Source organism: Arsenophonus endosymbiont of Aleurodicus floccissimus (assembly GCF_900343025.1).
GTDB lineage: Bacteria > Pseudomonadota > Gammaproteobacteria > Enterobacterales > Enterobacteriaceae > Arsenophonus.
In genome coordinates this window covers 263,090-282,335 of record NZ_OUND01000003.1, presented here as the reverse complement: position 1 = coordinate 282,335, position 19,246 = coordinate 263,090, and the positions used below count along the sequence as shown (strand labels likewise).

20 protein-coding genes, 5 pseudogenes and 1 riboswitch are annotated in these 19,246 nt (G+C 36.4%); of the genes and pseudogenes, 15 read left to right on the top strand and 10 right to left on the bottom strand.

What is annotated here, in order from left to right; translation table 11 throughout:
- The first annotated feature begins 878 nt into the window (after positions 1–878).
- From fruB to ARADI_RS21085, 15 genes and pseudogenes are all read left to right on the top strand, one after another.
- Positions 879–2,037: pseudogene (gene fruB / locus ARADI_RS11670) on the top strand (fused PTS fructose transporter subunit IIA/HPr protein).
- Positions 2,034–2,979, top strand: a pseudogene (fruK, locus tag ARADI_RS11665) (1-phosphofructokinase). The pseudogenes fruB and fruK overlap by 4 nt, the downstream one beginning before the upstream one ends.
- A gap of 11 nt (positions 2,980–2,990) precedes the next feature.
- Positions 2,991–4,660: pseudogene (gene fruA / locus ARADI_RS11655) on the top strand (PTS fructose transporter subunit IIBC).
- A gap of 404 nt (positions 4,661–5,064) precedes the next feature.
- Positions 5,065–5,607, top strand: coding sequence for a DedA family protein (locus ARADI_RS11650; protein ID WP_238149419.1), 543 nt, complete (start codon positions 5,065–5,067; stop codon positions 5,605–5,607).
- A gap of 267 nt (positions 5,608–5,874) precedes the next feature.
- A riboswitch (M-box (ykoK) riboswitch) is annotated at positions 5,875–6,046 on the top strand.
- A gap of 131 nt (positions 6,047–6,177) precedes the next feature.
- Positions 6,178–7,106: pseudogene (locus ARADI_RS21780) on the top strand (magnesium transporter).
- A 481-nt stretch (positions 7,107–7,587) separates the two neighbouring features.
- The gene (locus ARADI_RS18520; protein WP_238149418.1) at positions 7,588–8,013 is read left to right on the top strand and encodes an MFS transporter; all 426 of its coding nucleotides are present in this window, start codon (positions 7,588–7,590) and stop codon (positions 8,011–8,013) included.
- 236 nt (positions 8,014–8,249) lie between these two features.
- Positions 8,250–8,699, top strand: a complete 450-nt coding sequence (locus tag ARADI_RS18515; protein WP_238149417.1) for a hypothetical protein — start codon at positions 8,250–8,252, stop codon at positions 8,697–8,699.
- Between the two features lie 295 nt (positions 8,700–8,994).
- Complete coding sequence (locus ARADI_RS11635; RefSeq protein ID WP_119712151.1) at positions 8,995–9,222, top strand: hypothetical protein; 228 nt, start codon at positions 8,995–8,997, stop codon at positions 9,220–9,222.
- A 147-nt stretch (positions 9,223–9,369) separates the two neighbouring features.
- Positions 9,370–9,582: a hypothetical protein gene (locus ARADI_RS11630; protein WP_119712150.1), complete on the top strand. Its 213-nt coding sequence runs from the start codon at positions 9,370–9,372 to the stop codon at positions 9,580–9,582.
- A gap of 319 nt (positions 9,583–9,901) precedes the next feature.
- The gene (locus ARADI_RS11625) at positions 9,902–10,303 is read left to right on the top strand and encodes a hypothetical protein (protein WP_119712149.1); all 402 of its coding nucleotides are present in this window, start codon (positions 9,902–9,904) and stop codon (positions 10,301–10,303) included.
- 92 nt (positions 10,304–10,395) lie between these two features.
- Complete coding sequence (locus ARADI_RS11620; protein WP_119712148.1) at positions 10,396–10,671, top strand: hypothetical protein; 276 nt, start codon at positions 10,396–10,398, stop codon at positions 10,669–10,671.
- Between the two features lie 139 nt (positions 10,672–10,810).
- Positions 10,811–10,948: a hypothetical protein gene (locus tag ARADI_RS11615; protein WP_182853227.1), complete on the top strand. Its 138-nt coding sequence runs from the start codon at positions 10,811–10,813 to the stop codon at positions 10,946–10,948.
- 326 nt (positions 10,949–11,274) lie between these two features.
- Complete coding sequence (locus ARADI_RS11610; protein WP_147392410.1) at positions 11,275–11,580, top strand: hypothetical protein; 306 nt, start codon at positions 11,275–11,277, stop codon at positions 11,578–11,580.
- Positions 11,581–11,673: 93 nt separating this feature from the next.
- The gene (locus tag ARADI_RS11605) at positions 11,674–13,011 is read left to right on the top strand and encodes a pentapeptide repeat-containing protein (protein ID WP_119712146.1); all 1,338 of its coding nucleotides are present in this window, start codon (positions 11,674–11,676) and stop codon (positions 13,009–13,011) included.
- A 163-nt stretch (positions 13,012–13,174) separates the two neighbouring features.
- Positions 13,175–13,492: a hypothetical protein gene (locus ARADI_RS21085; RefSeq protein ID WP_119712145.1), complete on the top strand. Its 318-nt coding sequence runs from the start codon at positions 13,175–13,177 to the stop codon at positions 13,490–13,492.
- 389 nt (positions 13,493–13,881) lie between these two features.
- On the opposite strand, the gene ARADI_RS11595 is transcribed toward ARADI_RS21085, so the two are convergent.
- The 10 genes and pseudogenes from ARADI_RS11595 to ARADI_RS11555 all read right to left on the bottom strand — a co-directional run bounded on the left by ARADI_RS11595 (position 13,882) and on the right by ARADI_RS11555 (position 18,999).
- Positions 13,882–14,283 carry a hypothetical protein gene (locus tag ARADI_RS11595; RefSeq protein ID WP_119712144.1) on the bottom strand — a complete coding sequence of 134 codons (402 nt, stop codon included), beginning with the start codon at positions 14,281–14,283 and terminating at the stop codon, positions 13,882–13,884.
- The gene (locus tag ARADI_RS11590; protein ID WP_119712143.1) at positions 14,225–14,485 is read right to left on the bottom strand and encodes a hypothetical protein; all 261 of its coding nucleotides are present in this window, start codon (positions 14,483–14,485) and stop codon (positions 14,225–14,227) included. Before ARADI_RS11590 ends, ARADI_RS11595 begins: the two co-directional genes overlap by 59 nt.
- Positions 14,472–14,648: a hypothetical protein gene (locus tag ARADI_RS11585; protein ID WP_182853226.1), complete on the bottom strand. Its 177-nt coding sequence runs from the start codon at positions 14,646–14,648 to the stop codon at positions 14,472–14,474. The genes ARADI_RS11590 and ARADI_RS11585 overlap by 14 nt, the downstream gene beginning before the upstream one ends.
- A gap of 79 nt (positions 14,649–14,727) precedes the next feature.
- Positions 14,728–14,907 carry a hypothetical protein gene (locus ARADI_RS11580; protein WP_119712142.1) on the bottom strand — a complete coding sequence of 60 codons (180 nt, stop codon included), beginning with the start codon at positions 14,905–14,907 and terminating at the stop codon, positions 14,728–14,730.
- Positions 14,900–15,142 (bottom strand): hypothetical protein, encoded by a 243-nt coding sequence (locus tag ARADI_RS11575; RefSeq protein WP_147392409.1) that lies wholly within the window; start codon positions 15,140–15,142, stop codon positions 14,900–14,902. The genes ARADI_RS11580 and ARADI_RS11575 overlap by 8 nt, the downstream gene beginning before the upstream one ends.
- A gap of 161 nt (positions 15,143–15,303) precedes the next feature.
- Positions 15,304–15,384 (bottom strand): hypothetical protein, encoded by an 81-nt coding sequence (locus ARADI_RS21080; RefSeq protein ID WP_369407023.1) that lies wholly within the window; start codon positions 15,382–15,384, stop codon positions 15,304–15,306.
- A complete protein-coding gene (locus ARADI_RS11565) occupies positions 15,384–16,370 on the bottom strand; it encodes a FliI/YscN family ATPase (RefSeq protein WP_255420700.1) in 987 nt (328 codons plus the stop codon). The genes ARADI_RS21080 and ARADI_RS11565 overlap by 1 nt, the downstream gene beginning before the upstream one ends.
- 26 nt (positions 16,371–16,396) lie before the next feature.
- Positions 16,397–16,615 carry a hypothetical protein gene (locus ARADI_RS18510; protein WP_238149416.1) on the bottom strand — a complete coding sequence of 73 codons (219 nt, stop codon included), beginning with the start codon at positions 16,613–16,615 and terminating at the stop codon, positions 16,397–16,399.
- Positions 16,599–18,577 (bottom strand): annotated as a pseudogene (sctV, locus tag ARADI_RS11560) (type III secretion system export apparatus subunit SctV). The gene ARADI_RS18510 and the pseudogene sctV overlap by 17 nt, the downstream one beginning before the upstream one ends.
- Before the next feature lie 62 nt (positions 18,578–18,639).
- Positions 18,640–18,999, bottom strand: a complete 360-nt coding sequence (locus ARADI_RS11555; RefSeq protein WP_119712140.1) for a hypothetical protein — start codon at positions 18,997–18,999, stop codon at positions 18,640–18,642.
- Between the last annotated feature and the right edge of the window lie 247 nt (positions 19,000–19,246).

Sequence of the window (19,246 nt, the reverse complement as noted above, 5' to 3'; positions counted from 1 at the left end):
ATAATAACTATGCATCCCTGCACCAATAACAATTAATAATGCTGCCGCATCATTGTTTTTTATTTAACTAAAAATAAACATTTTTATTACTTTTCATTAAAATATAAAAATAATTAGCTAATAACATTAAGAAAAAAATATTTACCAATTTATTACCTAATTCAACATTATATTTTACATGTATTTAATTAATTATTAAAATTAGCCAAAATTATCTTACTATTTAGTCTTGAATAAAAAATAACTAAATGGCCAGATTACTATCTGATATTACACAGAAAAATATTGCTATATGCCGATTAAATTAAAATAAATACAAATAATTATCAACATTATTTTAATTTTAATTTTAATTTTAATTTTAATTTTAATTTTAATTTTATTTTTAATTTTAATTTTAATTTTATTTTTATTTTTAATTTTAATTTTAATTTTAATTTTAATTTTAATTTTAATTTTAATTTTAATTTTAATTTTAATTTTAATTTTAATTTTAATTTTAATTTTAATTTTAATTTTAATTTTAATTTTAATTAACAAAGTTGCATGATATTTCCAAAAATTAAAATATATATCACTAAAATTTAATTATTTTAATCTACTATTAAGATCACATTTTTATATCAATTAACTTAATTTCATTTTTTATTTTGCCAACCTAGGCTTATATTTTTTCGTTTAGTAAATCAAAAAAATTTTATTCGTGAACAAACTTATAAAAACAAAAATCACCATTAGATAAATATATCTATTTTTATCTAAAGTTACATGCAAATTGAAACGATTCAGCTTGCATAAAATAAAACCTAAAATAGCTTTTGTGGTTTGACTGTATAAAAACTGCAGCGTTTGACTCATTTATGTGAATAGGAGAAAACATGTTTGATGTGCCTAAAAAAGATACTCATTTAGCACAAATTGCCGATCATAAACAACATGCCATCGCACAAGTTGCCCAAGCATTGATCAATGCTGGTTACGTTACGGCAGATTATCTAATCGGTATGCAAAAAAGGGAAAATCAAGCGTCAACTTATTTAGGCAATGGTATTGCGATTCTTCATGGTACCGTAGAAACGCGCCATAATGTATTACAGACAGGTGTACAAGTATTTCAGTTTCCACACAAGGCACACAGGGGATAGGCATAGATTGGAATAATGGCCACAAAGCTTATATTGTCATCGTCATCGCCGCTAAATCAGAGGAACATTTAACCTTATTACGGCAACTGACACATATTCTAAGTGATGAAAATATTGCCAAACGATTGGCAACCAAGACATCAATAGAAACAATATATAATATATTGCTTGCCCAAGAGTCGATTGAAGACTTCATTTTCAACGCTTCCCTGATCTATTTAGATGTTGATACCGACCATATCATGACACTGCAAGCGTTAAATATTAATCACTTACAGGATGCAAATGCCATTAATAATGATTTTATTGTTGATGTGATCACTAATCCACCGCTTTATTTAGGCCAAGGTATCTGGCTGAGTGATAGTAAAAAAGGTAATCTAAAAACAGCAATGGCCATTGCGCCGCGCGCTCTAAAGAGCCTTGATCTTATCAAGGTCCTCAACTTTGCCTACTTATCACGCTATCATGCAAAGATAATCTAACTAATAATACTTTAAATCACCTGGCCAATTTATTGATCGATAAAAAAATAGCGAAATTGTTACAGGCACCAGATGCCGTACAAGTATTTAGCTTGCTAACGACTGAAACAAACGAAGAAAAAGAGACATTATCCGTGGAGTTTACGTTAAACAATAAACATGGATTACATGCACGCCCGAGTTCGCAATTAGTTAATACAATAAAAAAATTTAATAGTAAAGTCACTATTACTAATTTGGATGGGAGCGGAATTCCCGCCAATAGCCATAATATAACGAGTGTCATAGGGTTAATTGAACGTCAAAATCATCGTATCCAATTTAAGATCAGTGGCCCTGACGCCCAAGCAACCTTATATGCTATTGAACAGATCATTAACGCTAATATGGATGAGGAAATTGCATGAAAAGTAAGGTTGCTACCATTACATTAAATCCCGCCTATGATTTAATCGGTATGTTAGACAATATTGAAAAAGGTGCCGTCAACTTAGTTAAAACCCATGGATTATATCCAGCAGGTAAAGGCATTAATGTTGCTAATACATTAAAAAATCTAAACATTAATGTCACTGTTGGTGGCTTTTTAGGGAAAGAAAATTTAACCGGTGTTTCCAACAGGATTTTAAGGACCGCGGGATCAATAAACCGTTTTCATGTCATCGAAGGTATAATTCGAATTAACGTCAAATTGACAGAAAAAAATATTGTAGTTAGTGATTTTAATTTTTCCGGTTTTGAAATTAACAAACAGGATTGGCAGCATTTTGCTCAAGACTTACTGAGCTGGTTTAAGCCAATTTGATATGGTATGTGTAAGTGGTAGTTTACCCAGAGGTATCGATTTAGATGATTTTACTGACTGGATGAAACAGCTACGCAATCAATGTATGTGCATCATATTTGATAGTAGCCGAGAAGCATTGATTGCTGGTTTAAAAGCCAGTCCTTGGTTGGTGAAACCAAATCGACATGAATTAGAAAGCTGGATTGGCCACCCATTACCTACCTATCAAGAAATTGCCAAAGCAGCACAGCAATTACGCGCTCAAGGCATTGCTCACGTTGTCATTTCCTTAGGCGAAGAAGGGGTGCAATGTGGGTCAACTCTTCCGGTGCCTGGTTAGCTACGCCACCAAAATGCCAGGTTGTTAGTACAGTTGGCGCAGGCGATGCCATGGTGGGCGGTTTAATTATAGCTTAATGATGCAACAAACCAGTGAGCATACATTGCGTTTAGCAACCGCTATCAGTGCCATATCAGTCAGCCAAGGCAATGTTAGGGCATGGATCGGCAACAACTGACAAAAATGATAAACCGTGTTGAGCTGATCCCATTTCAAATATAAGGAATATCCTGATGAAAACAATTGCTATTGTCCATTCACCCGAAATGCAACCAAGAACCTATCTTGCTAAGCAAATATTATGTCAACAGATACAACAACAATCCTTAAAATTAACGGATAATATTGTAGAAGCGGAACTAATTATTGTTATTGGTGAAAATATATCTGATGAACGCTAATTAACTGGTAAAAAAGTTTTTTTTACTGATGAAGCACAGACAATATGTAAGTCAGAAAAAATTCTCTTTATAGCCAAAAAAGAAGCGATTATTGTGGACAAAGTCAATTTTCGCAAATTAGCGTGTTTTAGCCGTGACTGCTTGTCCTACTGGAGTAGCTCATACTTTTATGGCAGCAGAAGCCTTAGAAATTGAAGCTAAAAAGCACAGCTGGCAAATCAAAGTAGAAACACGAGGTTCGGTAGGAACAGGCAATGAAATTAGCTCAGCAGAGATCAATGACGCTGATTTTTTTATTGCTGCTACAGATATTGAAGTTGATTTAACGAAATTTGCCGGTAAACGTATTTATCACACCTCAATAAGTGCCGTCTTAAAAAGAACAGCTCAAGAAATGGATAATGCATTAACTAAAGCGGAATATTATCAACCTCACAAAGTAAAAAATAGCTTAGACAAGTTAACTGAGAAAACAGCAACTCAAGGCGTCTATCGTCATCTACTTACTTGTGTTTCTTACATGTTACCCATGGTAGTAACCGGTGGGCTTTGTATCGCTCTCTCTTTTATGTTTGGTTTCGATGCAGCCGAACAACCAGGCACATTAGCTGCTGCACTAATGCAAATTGGTAAACACGCTGCTTTAGCCCTCATGGTCCCGATTTTATCTGGTTATATAGCTTACTCGATTGCCGATAGAACAGGCTTAACGCCTGGATTAGTTGGTGGCATGCTAGCGGTTAGCACCAATGCCGGTTTTCTTGGTGCTATTATTGCCGGTTTTTTGGCTGGCTATGTCGCCAAATTGCTCAATCAACACTTTCCATTACCTAAAAGTATGGCGTCTCTAAAACCAATCTTAATCGTACCATTGTTCGCCACATTAATAACTGGCTTAGTCATGATCTATATTATCGGTAATCCCGTTTCCTGGGTAATGACAGCTCTTACCAAATGGCTAACCAACATAGGTACAACTAATGCCGTGATCTTAGGTATTTATTTTAGGTGCGATGATGTGTACAGATATAGGAGGACCAGTTAATAAGGCTTCTTATGCATTTTGTGTCACGTTATTAAGTGCCCAAACTTATGGACCTATGGCAGCAGGTATGGTGCCCCCTTTAGCCATGGGCCTTGCAACATTATTTGCTCGTCACAAATTTTCATCTAATGAACGTGAAGGCGGCAAAGCAGCGTTCATATTAGGTCTATGCTTTATTTCTGAAGGCGCCATTCCCTTTACTGCTCGTGATCCGATGCGCGTATTACCAATCTGTATGCTTGGCGGAGCAATTACCGGTGCATTATCGATGTATTTTCATGTAACACTAATGGCGCCGCATGGTGGGCTGTTTGTTATATTGATCCCTGGGGCGTTACAACCAATTATTGCTTATCTGTTAGCAATTATCAGTGGGACTTTAATCAGCGTAATATTATATGCGTACTTAAAAAGATCCGAAGTCGACGCTTTATTGAATAAAAAAATACTTAACTAATTATTTTGTCATTAACAAAAAATATATTGTTCATCACAAAGATAATGATTAATCGATATTCAAACTAAACAGAGAATATTGTAATATCAATCTTACTTATCGGTTCAGGCTTTGTACTAATTTTAATGCAAAATGTCTTAAAATAAATAGATGTCTGACTGCTAACTAAATAGAGATCTCATTTATTTGATATTGATTGTCACTAGCAACCAATTTACTATTCAACTAGACACTCACTAAAATATGTACATGAGTTAAATCTTTATTTACTCATAAATCACTAAATTTAGTAAAAATAATTCTATTCTATCAGCAATTAAATGAAATTGATTTACGCTAATATAGATAGATTATATTATTTCCTTATTGCTGCCGAAAATAGCTAATTAAAGAGAAAAAACACAATGAAAACAGAAGAATTTATGACATATCTAAATGCATTTTGGTCAGAGTTTAATTTACATCCAATATGGTTATTTACAATTTTATTTAGCATCGCCATGAGCAAATCTACCGTTGTTTTATCTTCTTTTCTTCCGCCTGCATCCGTTATGTTATTGACGGGTATTACTGCCAGTCTGCCAAAACTGAATATTAGTTTAGTTTGGTTGGCCATTACTTTAGGCGCAACCTCAGGTTCAATAATTTCCTACTATTTGGGTAATCAAACAACTACTAGAAAATTATTTAGTCGATTTTTTAATCGCTATCAGTCAACTATTGATAATGCCCATAACAAATTGCAAAACCAAGGAATGACAGTGTTATTTACCTCACGTTTTATTGCAGTATTAAGGTACATGATCCCATTAGTCGCCGGCATGTTATTAATGAATAGGACTAAAGTATACAGTATCTGCTTATTATCAGCGGCAATATGGGCAGCTGTATTTATTTTAATTGTTAAAGGCGCATTTACTATTATCGCACCAGAAACATTTATGTAATATAAATGGAGTTATTTAAGATAGTAAAAAAAAAAAGTTAAGAATCTTTATAATATTTTAATTAAAAACCAACTAATTTTTATCCATTCATATTTCAAACAATCATATCTTTTACTTTATAATCAGATAAAAACAATATTTCCTTATTTTTCACGGTTAAAATTTAATTTTGTTAAATCTTAACTAAACAACTTTAAGAAAAAATTGTAATCAAGATAAGTAAATTTATAATCGCTGGCGTTCAATACTGTTGACGTGAAATACAATAAACGATCTCGTTATGGCGAGGGCTACCTAACAAACAAAAGTTACTGCCGTACTTGCATGGAGACAGGCTTGTATTGGTAAAACAGGTATGATCGAATCAAGGTCTTATAAAAGTAACTTTCCGCTTGGAATACGTTGTTAGCAACTAAAACCTGAACGTTTAGGATCCATTTCCCACGTTAGTTAGCCTCGGTGAGAGATATTAACACCTATAGGGGACTGTTATATAGCTTTACCTATCAACAAAATACTTTTAAACCTCGCTATCATGTAGACCAGGCAAACGCGACTGCGGCTTCATATATGACACAGAATTATATGACTCTACCAGAATATATTTCTGTCACTGAAGCAAAAAAAGTTTTTCTGAAAAAACTTGAGGAAAATAGTATTACTAACCAAATTTTCATTACCACTAATGATAAATTAATGGGTATTTTATCAGTGAAATCACTATTAAAATACCCTAACGAAAGTGATAGTATCAACCAACTCATGCAACCTAATTTTTTCTTTGTTGCTCCTAGCGATAAACGCACTGAATTAGCAAAATCGTTGTGTGACTGTGATTTTGATCTAGTACCAGTGTTAGATAAAGGATTATTAGTTGGTACACTTAGCAAACGAGAAATTGATCGCATATTGGAAGATGATGCAACCGAAGATGCTCAACTGTAAGGTGGTAGTTTACCGTTAGATAAACCCTATCTTCAAATTACTCCTTTTGCTCTATGGAAAAAACGTAGTGTTTAGTTACTTTTACTGTTTATTGCGGAAGCTTATACCAGTAAAGTCATCAAATCATTTGAAGATCAATTAGAGGCTGTAATTGCTTTAGCCTTCTTTATTCCACTATTGACGGGAACAGCGGTACTCAGATCACATCAACAATTGTACGTTCAATGGCAATTGGAAAGCTCTCAATCAGTCACATATGGCAAATGTTACGTAAAGAAATATCAACTGCGGTGCTAATCGCCATCACATTGGGTGCAGCAGGGATCCTGCGTGCTAGCTTTATGAATATCGGTTGGGATATTTGTATTGTTGTCAGTCTGTCACTAGTCTGTATTACTCTCTGGTCAGCAATTGTCTCCTCTGTTATTCCATTATTACTGAAAAGATGTGGCATTGATCCGGCGGTAGTTTCTGTACCATTTATCACAACACTTGTTGATGGTACTGGTCTGATTATTTACTTCGAAATTGCCAAGGTTGTCCTCAATATATAATAAACAACAGGCTCGGTTAGTTACCGAGCCTTTACTATTATTAAAATCTAAATATTTACCGATAAAAATTAGCGTGAAAATAACATCCAGTTATTCCCAGGTTTATTTTAATTATTGTTATAGTTTTTTAAGATATCACTATTCCATAATAATTTAATGACATCGAAGTAAATTCCCATCTATTTTTTCATTAATATGCTACTAATTAAAAACGTTTATATTGCAATGTTTTTACATTTTAATTTGCCAAATTGGTATCACTTTAATAAAATACCATTTAAAAATGAGCAAACCAGATAAAACCTAAATTAATGCTCAACAGAAAATAAAAAAGTTTGCTACTTCTCATCAACTCCGTTTGAATATCTATCTGAATTTTCCTGCATGCATGAAATAAAATTTTCAATTAAGAAAAATATTGATGAATAAAATTAACAGGCAAAATCTAAGGTTCTTTACTTTTGGCTAAGCATTGCTTACCATGATGGGTATTTTAGGAGTTGATACTTATTTACCTTCTATTCCAGACATCGCTGCAGAATTTAATAAAAGTCCGTCATCAACCCAACTTTCAATTATGGTTTACAAATTGGCAATCGGCTTAGGACAATTAATCTTTGGTCGGCTTTCCGATGCCATCAGTCGCCGCAAAATTATGTTAACTGGTGCAGCTATCTATGCAACCGCCGCCTTTATGTTAAGACAAACAGATAATCTACCTGCTTTTCTTGTTATTCGTGTCATTCAAGGATTAAGTATTTCGATCATGTTAGTCACTTCAGTCAGTGCGGTGCGTGATGTTTCGCGAGGTACAGTTGCCGCTCTGCTATATAGTATTATCATTACCATTGAAGGCTTTGTGCCTATTGCATCACAGTTAATTGGTCATTTTATCAATGATTTATAGGGGTGGCATAGTATATTTGGCTTAATTTTTATCTACGCCCTGATCACGATTGTCTATGTTTTTTTGCTTTTCCTGAAACATTAAAAGTAAAAAAACGGACAACTTTTTCCTGGCAAAAAACCTGCAATATATATCAACATATCGCCTGCCAACCTAAATTCTATTTACCCTGTTTATCGCTCGGTTTATCTTTTTCATTAATTTATTGTTATGTTACTGCCGCGCCTTTTATTTTTATGCTCAAATTTGGTGCCAGCGTCTCAATATTCAATGTCTACTCTGCTATTATTGGCCTCTTCTTATTTGCCGGCGCATTTTTATCAAGTAAATTACTACGAAAATTTAGCGCCACAAAAATTTTATCCATTTGTCTAAGATCACTGCAAATATTGATAATTCTATTTATTCCAATATTTATCTACCAAAATAATACCATCACTTTTTTTTCATTCTTTGCCATCATTATGTTTACTGGTGGGTTATTTGAATCTCTATATACCTATTTAACAATGAGTAGCCAAAAAAATAGTTTGGGAGTAACCTCAGCGTTAATGATTTCAGCTTCTTTAGTGATTCCTTCTATAATCGGTGGAATAGGTAGTTTCTTAATTGAAATGAATTTATATCTATGGATGGTTTATATTTTAATTGTAGTGGCTAGCATGGCGTTAATGCTAACTAAATAATAAGAAATTATAAATTTATAGCTCAGTTGAGTTCATCTTAACTGAGCAATTTGATTTTAAAATTCACCATGTGTTAGCTCGCTCAATAACAAGATAAAAAAATTTTGCAAATAACACATTAATGTCAGCTAATTGTATTAACGGATAAAAACCACCATCATTGATCAACGATTAACATTATTTTATTTGCCAGTTTGCTGCTATATAGATTCGATTATAATAAAAATTTTTTATGAAAGTATTTAGCCTTTATTTACTATATTTTTATATTTTAATTAAATAAAGAATCGTCATAATGCCATCCATAAACTCATTTCCTTCATCACCTCACTGGCTATTAACTACATCAGATCCTACTCAGCGCCAAAAAGCAGAGAACGAAAATATAGCAAAGGAAGAGCTTGCGACGAGTAGCAAAAAAACACTAACAAGTCTGCTACTACAAAACCAAGAAACAGCTCAAATTTCATTGTCAAATAGCGCTCCCAAGCATTATAATGGTATTACTGCTATTGTTAATTAATCGCTTTATCAAACCAAACCTATTCTATCCCTTAATGCTAAAGATTTTAATAAACTCGTCTATGATGAGTAGAGTCAACAATTACATTATCTATTAATTGAAGAAGGCTATCCACTCCACCAAAATAATAACGCGACGCAGGCAGCTTTGCTGGTAAACCCTGTCACTGATTATCTGACCCGCTATAAAGATGATAAAGAGAAGATAGCCACCCTTACCAGATTACTATTACAACCATTAGGTGAATATGGCGCTAATCAAGGTGAAATAATTTCTTCTGCCCACCAACAAGCCATCATTACTAATTGGTTACAATACGCCGTATTCGATATGTCATTTGAAACATGGATGTTAAAATAGGTCAGTGATATCAAATCACGGGAAAATTCCCTCTTCTATCATGCCGCCTGCAACGTCGGTTATTCAATCAACTAAATAATTATCACCCGCCTAACAAATTATCACCGGAAGCACGTATTTATTATCAACAGCAGATTATCAATCACATCATGCCAACATTTATGCTGCAAACTGACGACCAGCAGCAACAGAAAACACTGTCCAATATGATGATAAATCAACCGGAATGGGGTTATCTGCATGCTGGTATAACATTGCTAAATGAAAGTGGGGCTGAAATTAACAACATAAGTCTGGAAGATATCAGCAATAACGGTATATGCTGGTATCCGCGCTTTTGCAGGAACAACTTGTCCAGGCTGAATATAATCGATATTTCAAATTACCGGCCATGATCCATCACCAGCTAAGCAGCGAAAATAGCTTACTATCAACACCGTTGGCAATGACGTCCGTATATGACAGTTATTTTGATTATTTAAAACAATCTGGCCAAAATAATCCTTTTATCAAACTGATTACTTTGCTACAGAAATGGCAATCCCGGCTAGAGCTTGCCCGCCAACAATTAAAAGAGCATGATATTGATGAAGGTTGGTTAAATAACTATTTGTATAAAAATCTAGAGGTTAAATATACCAATCGGCGAGGTGACACGCCATTATTACCCAATATCGATAGTCTCTATTTAAAGATCAGAATCAACAAATTGCTCAGCTGACCGAACAGATAGAAAAAATCCTGCTAACTCAGTCCTTTAACTCACTTAGCAACGAAGAACAAATTTTTATTCAACAGTCTGACATTCAACTGATGGAGGTCAAATTTGATGCTACTGATAGTTTCAATAGTGTTCCGCTACCACCATCTGCAAGACAAAGAATAAGAAATTCAGATGAATTTGTGGCCCGCGTACCGGAATCGATTGATATGCTAAAGTGTACATTTAACGGCAAACAACGGATGTATGCATTAACCACTAAACAAGGTATCGGCAATTATAAATTACATCGTGTCGACAATAATAAAAATGCCATTCTTGAGCTGTTTTATCATGATGGTAAGCACGCAATGATGATTATAAATTAAAAACCTCTTCCATTTTGTCCTTAAAAACCGCCAATGATAAGCCAGACATGTTGATCGATAAGATTATTAAAAGCGACGGGGTAAGAAATTATCCGAAAAACTGCAACAGGCAGGTTATGAAGAAACAACCCGGCAAAAAGTGGACGCTTTTATTTTAAGTCTGATTCCATTTTATACCATGATCACCGAGGCGAAAAAGGGCAATACCGACCAGGCTGTTATGGCAGGCGCATTTGATCTGTTGGATTTTTTACCCTTTATTGGTAAAGGCGCGTAAGCTGGGGGGGGGTCAGTATAGCGATTGGAGAAGCCGCTGTTAATGGTGCACGAACCTCATTAAAACAGGCGACATTAAAACAAGTATTACGTGAAGGGGGCACACAGTTTTTTAAATTTGGTATTCCACAGTTAGCAAACCGTTTACCGTCTAAAACTTACTTGAACTTAGGCGTGAATTTTTTACGTGGCGCGGATCTGGGTTTTGAATTATTAACATCATAGGGAAGAAATGGTATTAATGCCTTAAAAAACGCTGCGCAGCAAGCCCATCAGAAAGTTCGCGGATGAACCCCATTAATCAAAGCACTGAAAAAAACGTAAAATTTGCCACATGAGCCGATTAAGCCGTTTAAAATAGAGGTGGCTTACCGTCCTGATTTGGAAAAAGAGGTTCAGGTAGTTAAGATCAGTAAACAGCGGGGTAAAGACATTTGGGTGCAGATCAATCTGGAAACAAATACCCTTTTTGGCTGCAAATATCTGCGCAATTCGACAGGTGAGCTGAAATCAGCACCAGTATCAATCCGCGAGCGGTTTTATCAACTAAAAACTCAAGGAATGGGCGGCAAACGGGCGAATGAAGCCGATAAAAATTGGCCACTGCAATCTGAAGTTTCCTCTTTTTACTAATCACAACAGCAAAAACTGCAAGCATTAAGCTCACAATTGGCAAAACGCCGGATTGGAAGCAAACTTAATTTATCAAGTGAAGACTTAAGTTACATGGATCTTACCCGAGTTTTTGGTGTCTATCATAACCTTGCTCACGCTAATTTACAAGGTACTAATCTAAGCAGATCTAACCTGAAAGACATTATCATCGTCGAAGCTAACCTAACAAAAGCGATAATGAACCAAACTCAGCTGGCTAATGCTAATCTACTCATGGCTAATCTAAATGAAGCACAATTAGTAGGAGCTAACTTAACTAAGGCTAATTTATGTAACACTAATCTAGTCAACTCTGCAATGAACGGAACTATACTGCAAGAAGCTTACTTAAATAATAGTGATTTGACTGCCGCCAATTTGACGCAAGCTAAGATAGCGAACGCTAACTTGACTAAGGCCAATTTGACCAAGGCTAATCTAACTGGCGTGATATTAGTTAATACTAACCTCAATGGTGTAAATTTCACTAGTGCCAATTTAACGCAAGCCAAATTGAATGGACTTACACTACATGATGCGATTTTTGATCAAGCTGACCTAATCAGGGCTAACCTAGCTAACAGCGATGTTAGCAATGCTGATCTGAGTAATACTATTCTAAAAGAGTTAACAATTAATAACACTAATTTTGTGGGTGCTTCTTTGCACGATAGTTTTATCCTTCAACTGCCCAGTGAGTGGGATGAGGATAACCTAGATGCACTACTGAGTCATTTCAACAACCAAAACAGTCTGCTAACTAGCCTTAATACGATTGATAACCGGTATAGTGAACTAAAAAACAAATTGGCTCTACAGCTCATTCATTCCCTTGACCAGCCTGACATAAATCTTAGCCATGTCACTTTACCACTATTAGATATTTTTGGTAAACCGCCATTTATTAGCAATGAAGAAATTAGCAATTTTATCAATAAACTGATGGATAATTACCTGGCAAACCCCTCAACACAATTAATTAATACGTTGGAAGCGCGTCCCGCTATCATTAATATTTTTCTCGATTATTTTAACCATCAACCAGAACTCATGGTTTCCCCCCAATTTAATAGTAGCTTTATTCAAACTATATTGGCGGCTAAAACAAGAGGAAATATTGATAGCAAAATCGCCACAATGGCTAACCAATTGTATGAACAATACCTACAACTTCCTGAAATAAAACAACAACTAGCATATCAACAAATTAAGGAAACATTTGGCAATTGTGATGGAAAGGCAGATTGGGCAAAGAGCAATGCGCAAAACTATCTGTTACTTTCACCGAAAAAGACAGGTAGAACATTAGTGGTTGTGGAAAATATTCTGACAAAAATGCTACATCCTGATCTGGAAACCAAGTGGAATCACATTTTTATTTTTCACGATGGCGAAAATTTAGGCCCGTAACAATTCAGTCTAGATGAATGCTTCAACCAAGATTTCCCGTTGTTTTCTAGTCATTTTACCTATAGTCAACATCAAGCAACATTTAATAAACTGATTGAGACACTAAAAGAGATTTTACTCGCGTGCTTGATTTTGAGCATGGCCATAGCTTGAAAGATAAAAAATTATAGTAAAATCATATATATATAATTTAACTAACAGTAGCAATCGAAATAAAGCTGAACATCTGCTGGCTTTATCAGCTGTTTTTACCCGTTATTTATCCAGTGCTGTGTTTAGTACCGAATTGGATTCTCCTATAATGCTAAGATATTATGCTTACGGCTTAATCGAAAAATCCCATAAACTTGATCCCACGCTGATTACGCAAGATACCTTTAATAATTGGAAGAATCGATTACTTGGCTGCGAAAATGCTTTTTCTTGCACTGCCATTTTATATGACCTAATGATTGATTATGCAATAGAGCACTTGTCATGATGTTTTGAAAAAAATTCAACCATCCGCTTGGCGATAAATGCTGCAAAAAACTTTATAATAGCCTAAAAAATGATTATTAACGGTAGCGAAAGACATTAAATATAATGAAAAATTTAAATTTTTTATACAATCCGTTAATAATCATCTATGGTTAGGATCATATTAATGAAAGATAGATGTTTAAATAATATTGTCATCTAATCTAATAGGAGGTTATATGAAAAAATGCCTATCGCTGATTGTGTCATACTTATTGATGATAATCGCTTTTCTGTTAATATCATCGATTTCATTTTACTGCATGTTTTTATTCGACTGGCATGACAAAGCCAGCCACCGGCTATTTATACCTTATTGGCGCGGTAATCATATCGTTAATCCTGCTGTATTTATCTGCTTGCCATCCCAGTTCGAGCAGTTAATAACTCGCCCCAAGCAACGTGTTGTTCATTACGCAATAAACCGACTCGTGTCTCTAACATCATCTTATCAGTCAAATTTTCGCCGGCAATAAGGGTATAAAGTGGTGCTAATGGCAAATCAATGGTGGCAATCTGAGCTAAATAGGGTATTTGGTTAAATGTAACCGTGGGTCGGATTTCTTTTACCCATAATTGATTAACATCGGTTAATGTCAAGATAGCCAATGGTTCATGCCACCATAATAATGCTTCGCCTTGCCGGATATCTACATCACCAGCTAACCAATAACCATACTTATGACGAATATTTTTACAATAAGCAATAAAACCAGGCTGCGCTAATACAAGGAAATAAATCTTCAGTAACAAGCGTTGGATCAGCACTACCACTATAGGTTTGCAGCGCCTGCTCCCAATTAGAGTGGTCACACCAAATACCTGCCGAATCATTGGACAACCACGACCACCACTGACCATCCCCTTCAACATAAGCAAGCTGAATACAACAATTACCTTTTGCCAAACCGGTAGTTAACCACTGGTAAAGCATTCGCTGTTCATTGTGCTCCATCTTCTATCTCCAAAGAGAGTAAAAAACCCCGTTTTGCTAATGTTGTTGTTAGTTTTTTCGCTACCCGCGCTAATGTAAGATGTTGAACAGAATTAGCCGGTTTTAACTGTAAATGTACCGTCCCCGGTTTTTGCCAATGAGCAATGATCACCATGCCCATCATCTGCCCATTCAGTAATCGATAAGTTAAACTATTACCATGACGTAATAAATAAACATTATTTAATGTTGCTGAGCTATTGCTATAGGGCCAGTGTATCTAACACCGAAGACCAACCAGACGTTGTCGCAGCGCTATTAGGCTGGTCAACCATCAAAAAACGGTCAAAACGTCGTTTTAGTTCAGGATCAGCCTCCTGCCGGCGTTGAATATTAGGCACCAGGCTAGTAGTGACAATATTACGCTGGATCGTATTAGTCATTCATAACCTCTTTCAGTTTTTCTTGGTTTTTAATCACTACCAGACGCTGTTTCGCCAGTTGCGCCTTTTGGCTCTCTAGTCCAATGATCGTCTCATGTAATTGATCGATACACTCTTTTAGTGCCCGCTCTGCAAGATAAACTTCGCGCATGGATTGTTTAAATAACGCTTGTTGGTCACGGGAAATCGTCTCATTTGGTAATGAAGTCGTTGCTAAATCATGCCAAAATTTCATCCGTTGTTGTTCCAACTCAGTAATGGTTGCCTGCAGCGCTTGCTGTTAACGCTGAACTCGTTGCCTTTGAGACTGCAAGCTTATTTCTCGCTGCTGTCGTAATTGCAATAATTTTTTAATAATAACTTGCTAAGAGTCAGAAAATTGATTTTTCATATACACTAAACCAGTTGGCTAAGATCTTCTGTCGTCTGATCGAATGAGACTATTTCATCGTAACCTTGCCGAAGAAATTGATTAATTAATTGGTTAATTTTTTAATTGCTTCATCGGTATCTTTATCTTGTCCTGATTGATATTCGCCAACACGAATTAATAGCTGAACATCTTGAAAAAGCGCTTGCAATTCTCTTAAACGACGCGCATGTAGGCGATGTGCTTGACTAACAATATTATCCATAACTCGGCTAACACTGGCGTTCACGTCAATAGCGGGAAAATGTCCTGCGGCAGCTAATTGGCGAAATAAAACAATATGTCCATCTAAAATAGAACGAACCTTATCAGCGACAGATTCATTCATATTTTCACCTTCCACCAATACGGTATAAATAGCACTAATACTACCAACCTTGGCCAAACCTGCCCGCTCTAGTAAAGCGGCCATATGAACAAACACACTAGGCGGAAAGCCATTGGCAACCGGTGGTTCTCCGGCGGCTAAACCAATTTCCCATGCCGCACGCGCAAAACGGGTCAATGAATCAACCATCAAAAAAAACCGTTTACCTTGATCACGAAAATATTCAGCAATGGTGGTTGCTGTCAAAGAGGCTTTCATTCGCTCTAATGGCGGGCGATCGGAGGTGGCAACAACTAATATGGTTTTTTTTCGAGCTGAAGCCGGTAAATGGTTATCGAGAAATTCCCGCGCTTCACGTCCACGTTCGCCAACCAAAGCCAATACGACCACATCGGCTTCACAACCTCGCGCTAACATACAAAGTAGCGTACTTTTGCCACCACCAGCGGCGGCAAAAGTACCGATCCTTTGACCAACACCCAACGTTAAAATACCATCTATCGCTTTGATGCCGGTCGGCAAAACTTCACTAATTAATTGACGTGTTAAGGGATCAGGAGCCGAGTTATGATTACTACGCCATTCACCCGCATTCGACATTTTTTCTAACGGCCGCCCTAAGCCATCCAAAATGCCACCTAATAAATGCTGTCCTACCCGCACTCGATGACCATGGCCCAAACGTTCAACACAAGCGCCGGCCACTAACCCGATGGTAGCAACGGTGATAACTAAGCTTCTTGCGCTTTGATGGTAATAACCTCTGCTGCTAGCTGATTATCAATCAGGCATAATTCACCTTGCTTAGCGCCTGGCAGTGTCACTTTAACCAAATTAGTGAATACTTCCTGTACCTTGCCAAAACATCGATATGGGAGAATATCCGTCGATGGCTGAAATAGCGGGGTAGCCATCGCTTGAGTGATCTTTGCTTTATCCAGTGAGCGCATCCAATTTCTCCCCGGTAATATCAACTTGGGCCAAGATTTTAATATTGGCATCTTCACCAATTTTTTGGAATGAAAGTAAGGCGGTGGTTGTCAATGCTGGCTCGATAATTTTGCGTAGATAACGATGTACATCCAGTGAAGTAAGTACAACACAAGCGACCTGAGTGGGTAATTTTTGTTTTATGGCAGCAATGATCTGCTCCTCTTGCGCAGGTTCAAGAGCACAATAAGATCCTCTCGCTGATTAGCGAATAGATGCTCGAATACTATTTTCAATTCCATCACCAACTAACAAAATTGGGATCCAGACCTCTTCGCTAGTAAAGTGCGGGCGAATATGACGGCGAAGTGAAACCCGAACATACTCGTTCAACTTACTGTATCTTTTTCTTTTGAACCCCATTCAACCAGCGTTTCGAAAATGGTTCTTAAATCACGAATAAAAATCTGTTCTTCAACTAAACGTTGTAAAATGTCAGTCACTTTACTAATGGGCAGTAAGCGTTGTAATTCCTTCACTAATTCGGCATAGCGCATCGCCATCACATCCATCAAATAGCGCGTTTCCTGTATACCTAAAAACGCTTTGCCAAAGTGATACATGACTTTTTCTAGTAAATAGGTGACAATTTCTACTCCCCGATAACCGGCCGTTGGTGGCAATGATCGATTATCATCCGCTAACCAATAGATTGTTTGATGATTAAAAATTAATTTCTCCTGGAGTAATTGAGGTAAATCTATTGGTTGAGTTAATAAAATTGCTGCTGGATCTAGCTCTGTTTTTAAGACCGGTTCTTGATATAGAAGTACTTGTAATGTGTTTGTCTCTTTTGTATCGACCTGCAACTGTATTTCAGGTAAAGGCAAGTCTAATTTTTCAAATAATTGCTACCGTAAATTTTGTATTTTGTCAGCCATCGTCTCGGTCATTCGCTGTTGGCCAATAATGACTAACAGTGGTATTGTGCCTGGTGTCATCTCTCGTGATCCCTGTTCCGTTCCGTTGTCGGCAGAGGAATAAACCTGACCTGATCCTTTTTTCACTTTGGCGTTACGTTTCATCCAATAAGAACAGCCAAATAGCATCAAGGCTAATGAACCAAATACAACCCAAGGAAAACCAGGGATGATAGGAAAAACCAATAAAATACCAGCAGTCAGTTGCAATGACATAGGTTGACTGATTATCTGTTGTACTAAATCACCAGCCAGATTATTCTGTTTCTCTCCGGGTACTCGAGTAACAATTAATCCTGCAGTAATTGAAATAAGCAATGACGGTATCTGCGCAATTAATCCATCTCCTATTGATAAAATAGCATAAGTATTCAATGCTTCCGTTGCCGACATATTATGTTGCAACACACCAATGCCAATCCCAATGCTACCACAGATATTGGCCAAAATGACAATTACGCTGGCAATGGCATCGCCTTTGACAAATTTCATCGCGTCATCCATAGCACCATAAAGCTAGCTTTCCTTTTGTACCAATGCTCTTTGGCGTTTGGCTTCAGTGGCATCAATAATACCTGTCCGCATGTCACCATCAATACTCATCTGCCTGCCAGGCATACCATCAAGAGAAAATCAGGCACTCAATTCGGCCACACGTTGAGAGCCTTTAGTAATAACAATGAACTGTACGATAGTGATAATGGCAAAAATAATGATACCAACCCCAAGATTACCGCCAACCACAAAATTACCAAAGGTATACACTATCTCACCGGCATTATGTTGTAATAAGATCAGACGGCTAGTACTGATAGTCAATGCTAAACGATACAATGTGGTAATCAGCAACATGGATGGAAAGGCAGAGAAGTCAAGCGGATCACGAATATAGATTGCTATCATAAATAAAATGATCGACAACCCTAAATTGATCACGATTAATACGTCAATTAAGGGAGTTGGCAGCGGCAAAATCATCATGAATACTGATAACATTAGCATGGTGCTAAAGATAATATCTTGACATCCTGCAATTTTAAATAATCAACGAATGATTGACATTATCAGGCGGCTCCTTTAGGTAACTGAGAAAGAAATTGACGCTGTCTTTGACACAAACGAAATAAAAGAAGACCATCACTTTCTTTTAGGCACCATGTGCTCACATAAGGTCGGTGGCGAATAATAAATACTCGCTGCGGGATCCCCAAAAACCGCTCTGGTTGATTAAGTTTTAATGCTGACAAGAGATCAAAATCACCCTCTTTTAACAACCAACTGGTTATAAGAAAACGTTCTTCAATAATTTCAATACGTAAACCAAAAGGTTGCCAGTGGCACTCAATTGCCGTTGAAATTTCTACTATTCTGTGATTGAACAAAGAGAAAAAATGTTCAAGATTACGAGCCAGTTGCAATTTCATTATCTTCCCTCTTTACTATTCATTAAGAGCATACTAGAGGAAGCTCTGGCTTCGTATCCAGTAAATACCTGAAATAACCTCACGGCAAGGTAAAATGAATTTTTCGCCAACAAGATTAAAATTAACAAAAAAATATTTACAGCTACAATACAATGATCAATACAGCGCAACTGGTTTTAATTAAATCAATAAGTTATTCTAAATCACGTTAATCTATAATGACTTCAGGTAGTTAAATGACCTTTAT

What these genes read in the sequence shown, in the direction of transcription:
- ARADI_RS18515 (WP_238149417.1), top strand. Translation starts at nt 8,250, where the DNA reads ATGCTCAAATTTGGTGCCAGCGTCTCAATATTCAATGTCTACTCTGCT.
- ARADI_RS11585 (WP_182853226.1), bottom strand. Translation starts at nt 14,648, where the DNA reads ATGATGGGCATGGTGATCATTGCTCATTGGCAAAAACCGGGGACGGTA.
- ARADI_RS11620 (WP_119712148.1), top strand. Translation starts at nt 10,396, where the DNA reads ATGGAGGTCAAATTTGATGCTACTGATAGTTTCAATAGTGTTCCGCTA.
- ARADI_RS11590 (WP_119712143.1), bottom strand. Translation starts at nt 14,485, where the DNA reads ATGGAGCACAATGAACAGCGAATGCTTTACCAGTGGTTAACTACCGGT.
- ARADI_RS11555 (WP_119712140.1), bottom strand. Translation starts at nt 18,999, where the DNA reads ATGAAATTGCAACTGGCTCGTAATCTTGAACATTTTTTCTCTTTGTTC.
- ARADI_RS11575 (WP_147392409.1), bottom strand. Translation starts at nt 15,142, where the DNA reads ATGAAATTTTGGCATGATTTAGCAACGACTTCATTACCAAATGAGACG.
- ARADI_RS18520 (WP_238149418.1), top strand. Translation starts at nt 7,588, where the DNA reads ATGATGGGTATTTTAGGAGTTGATACTTATTTACCTTCTATTCCAGAC.
- ARADI_RS18510 (WP_238149416.1), bottom strand. Translation starts at nt 16,615, where the DNA reads ATGCGCTCACTGGATAAAGCAAAGATCACTCAAGCGATGGCTACCCCG.
- ARADI_RS11650 (WP_238149419.1), top strand. Translation starts at nt 5,065, where the DNA reads ATGAAAACAGAAGAATTTATGACATATCTAAATGCATTTTGGTCAGAG.
- ARADI_RS11625 (WP_119712149.1), top strand. Translation starts at nt 9,902, where the DNA reads ATGCTGGTATCCGCGCTTTTGCAGGAACAACTTGTCCAGGCTGAATAT.
- ARADI_RS11605 (WP_119712146.1), top strand. Translation starts at nt 11,674, where the DNA reads ATGGATCTTACCCGAGTTTTTGGTGTCTATCATAACCTTGCTCACGCT.
- ARADI_RS11580 (WP_119712142.1), bottom strand. Translation starts at nt 14,907, where the DNA reads ATGACTAATACGATCCAGCGTAATATTGTCACTACTAGCCTGGTGCCT.
- ARADI_RS11635 (WP_119712151.1), top strand. Translation starts at nt 8,995, where the DNA reads ATGCCATCCATAAACTCATTTCCTTCATCACCTCACTGGCTATTAACT.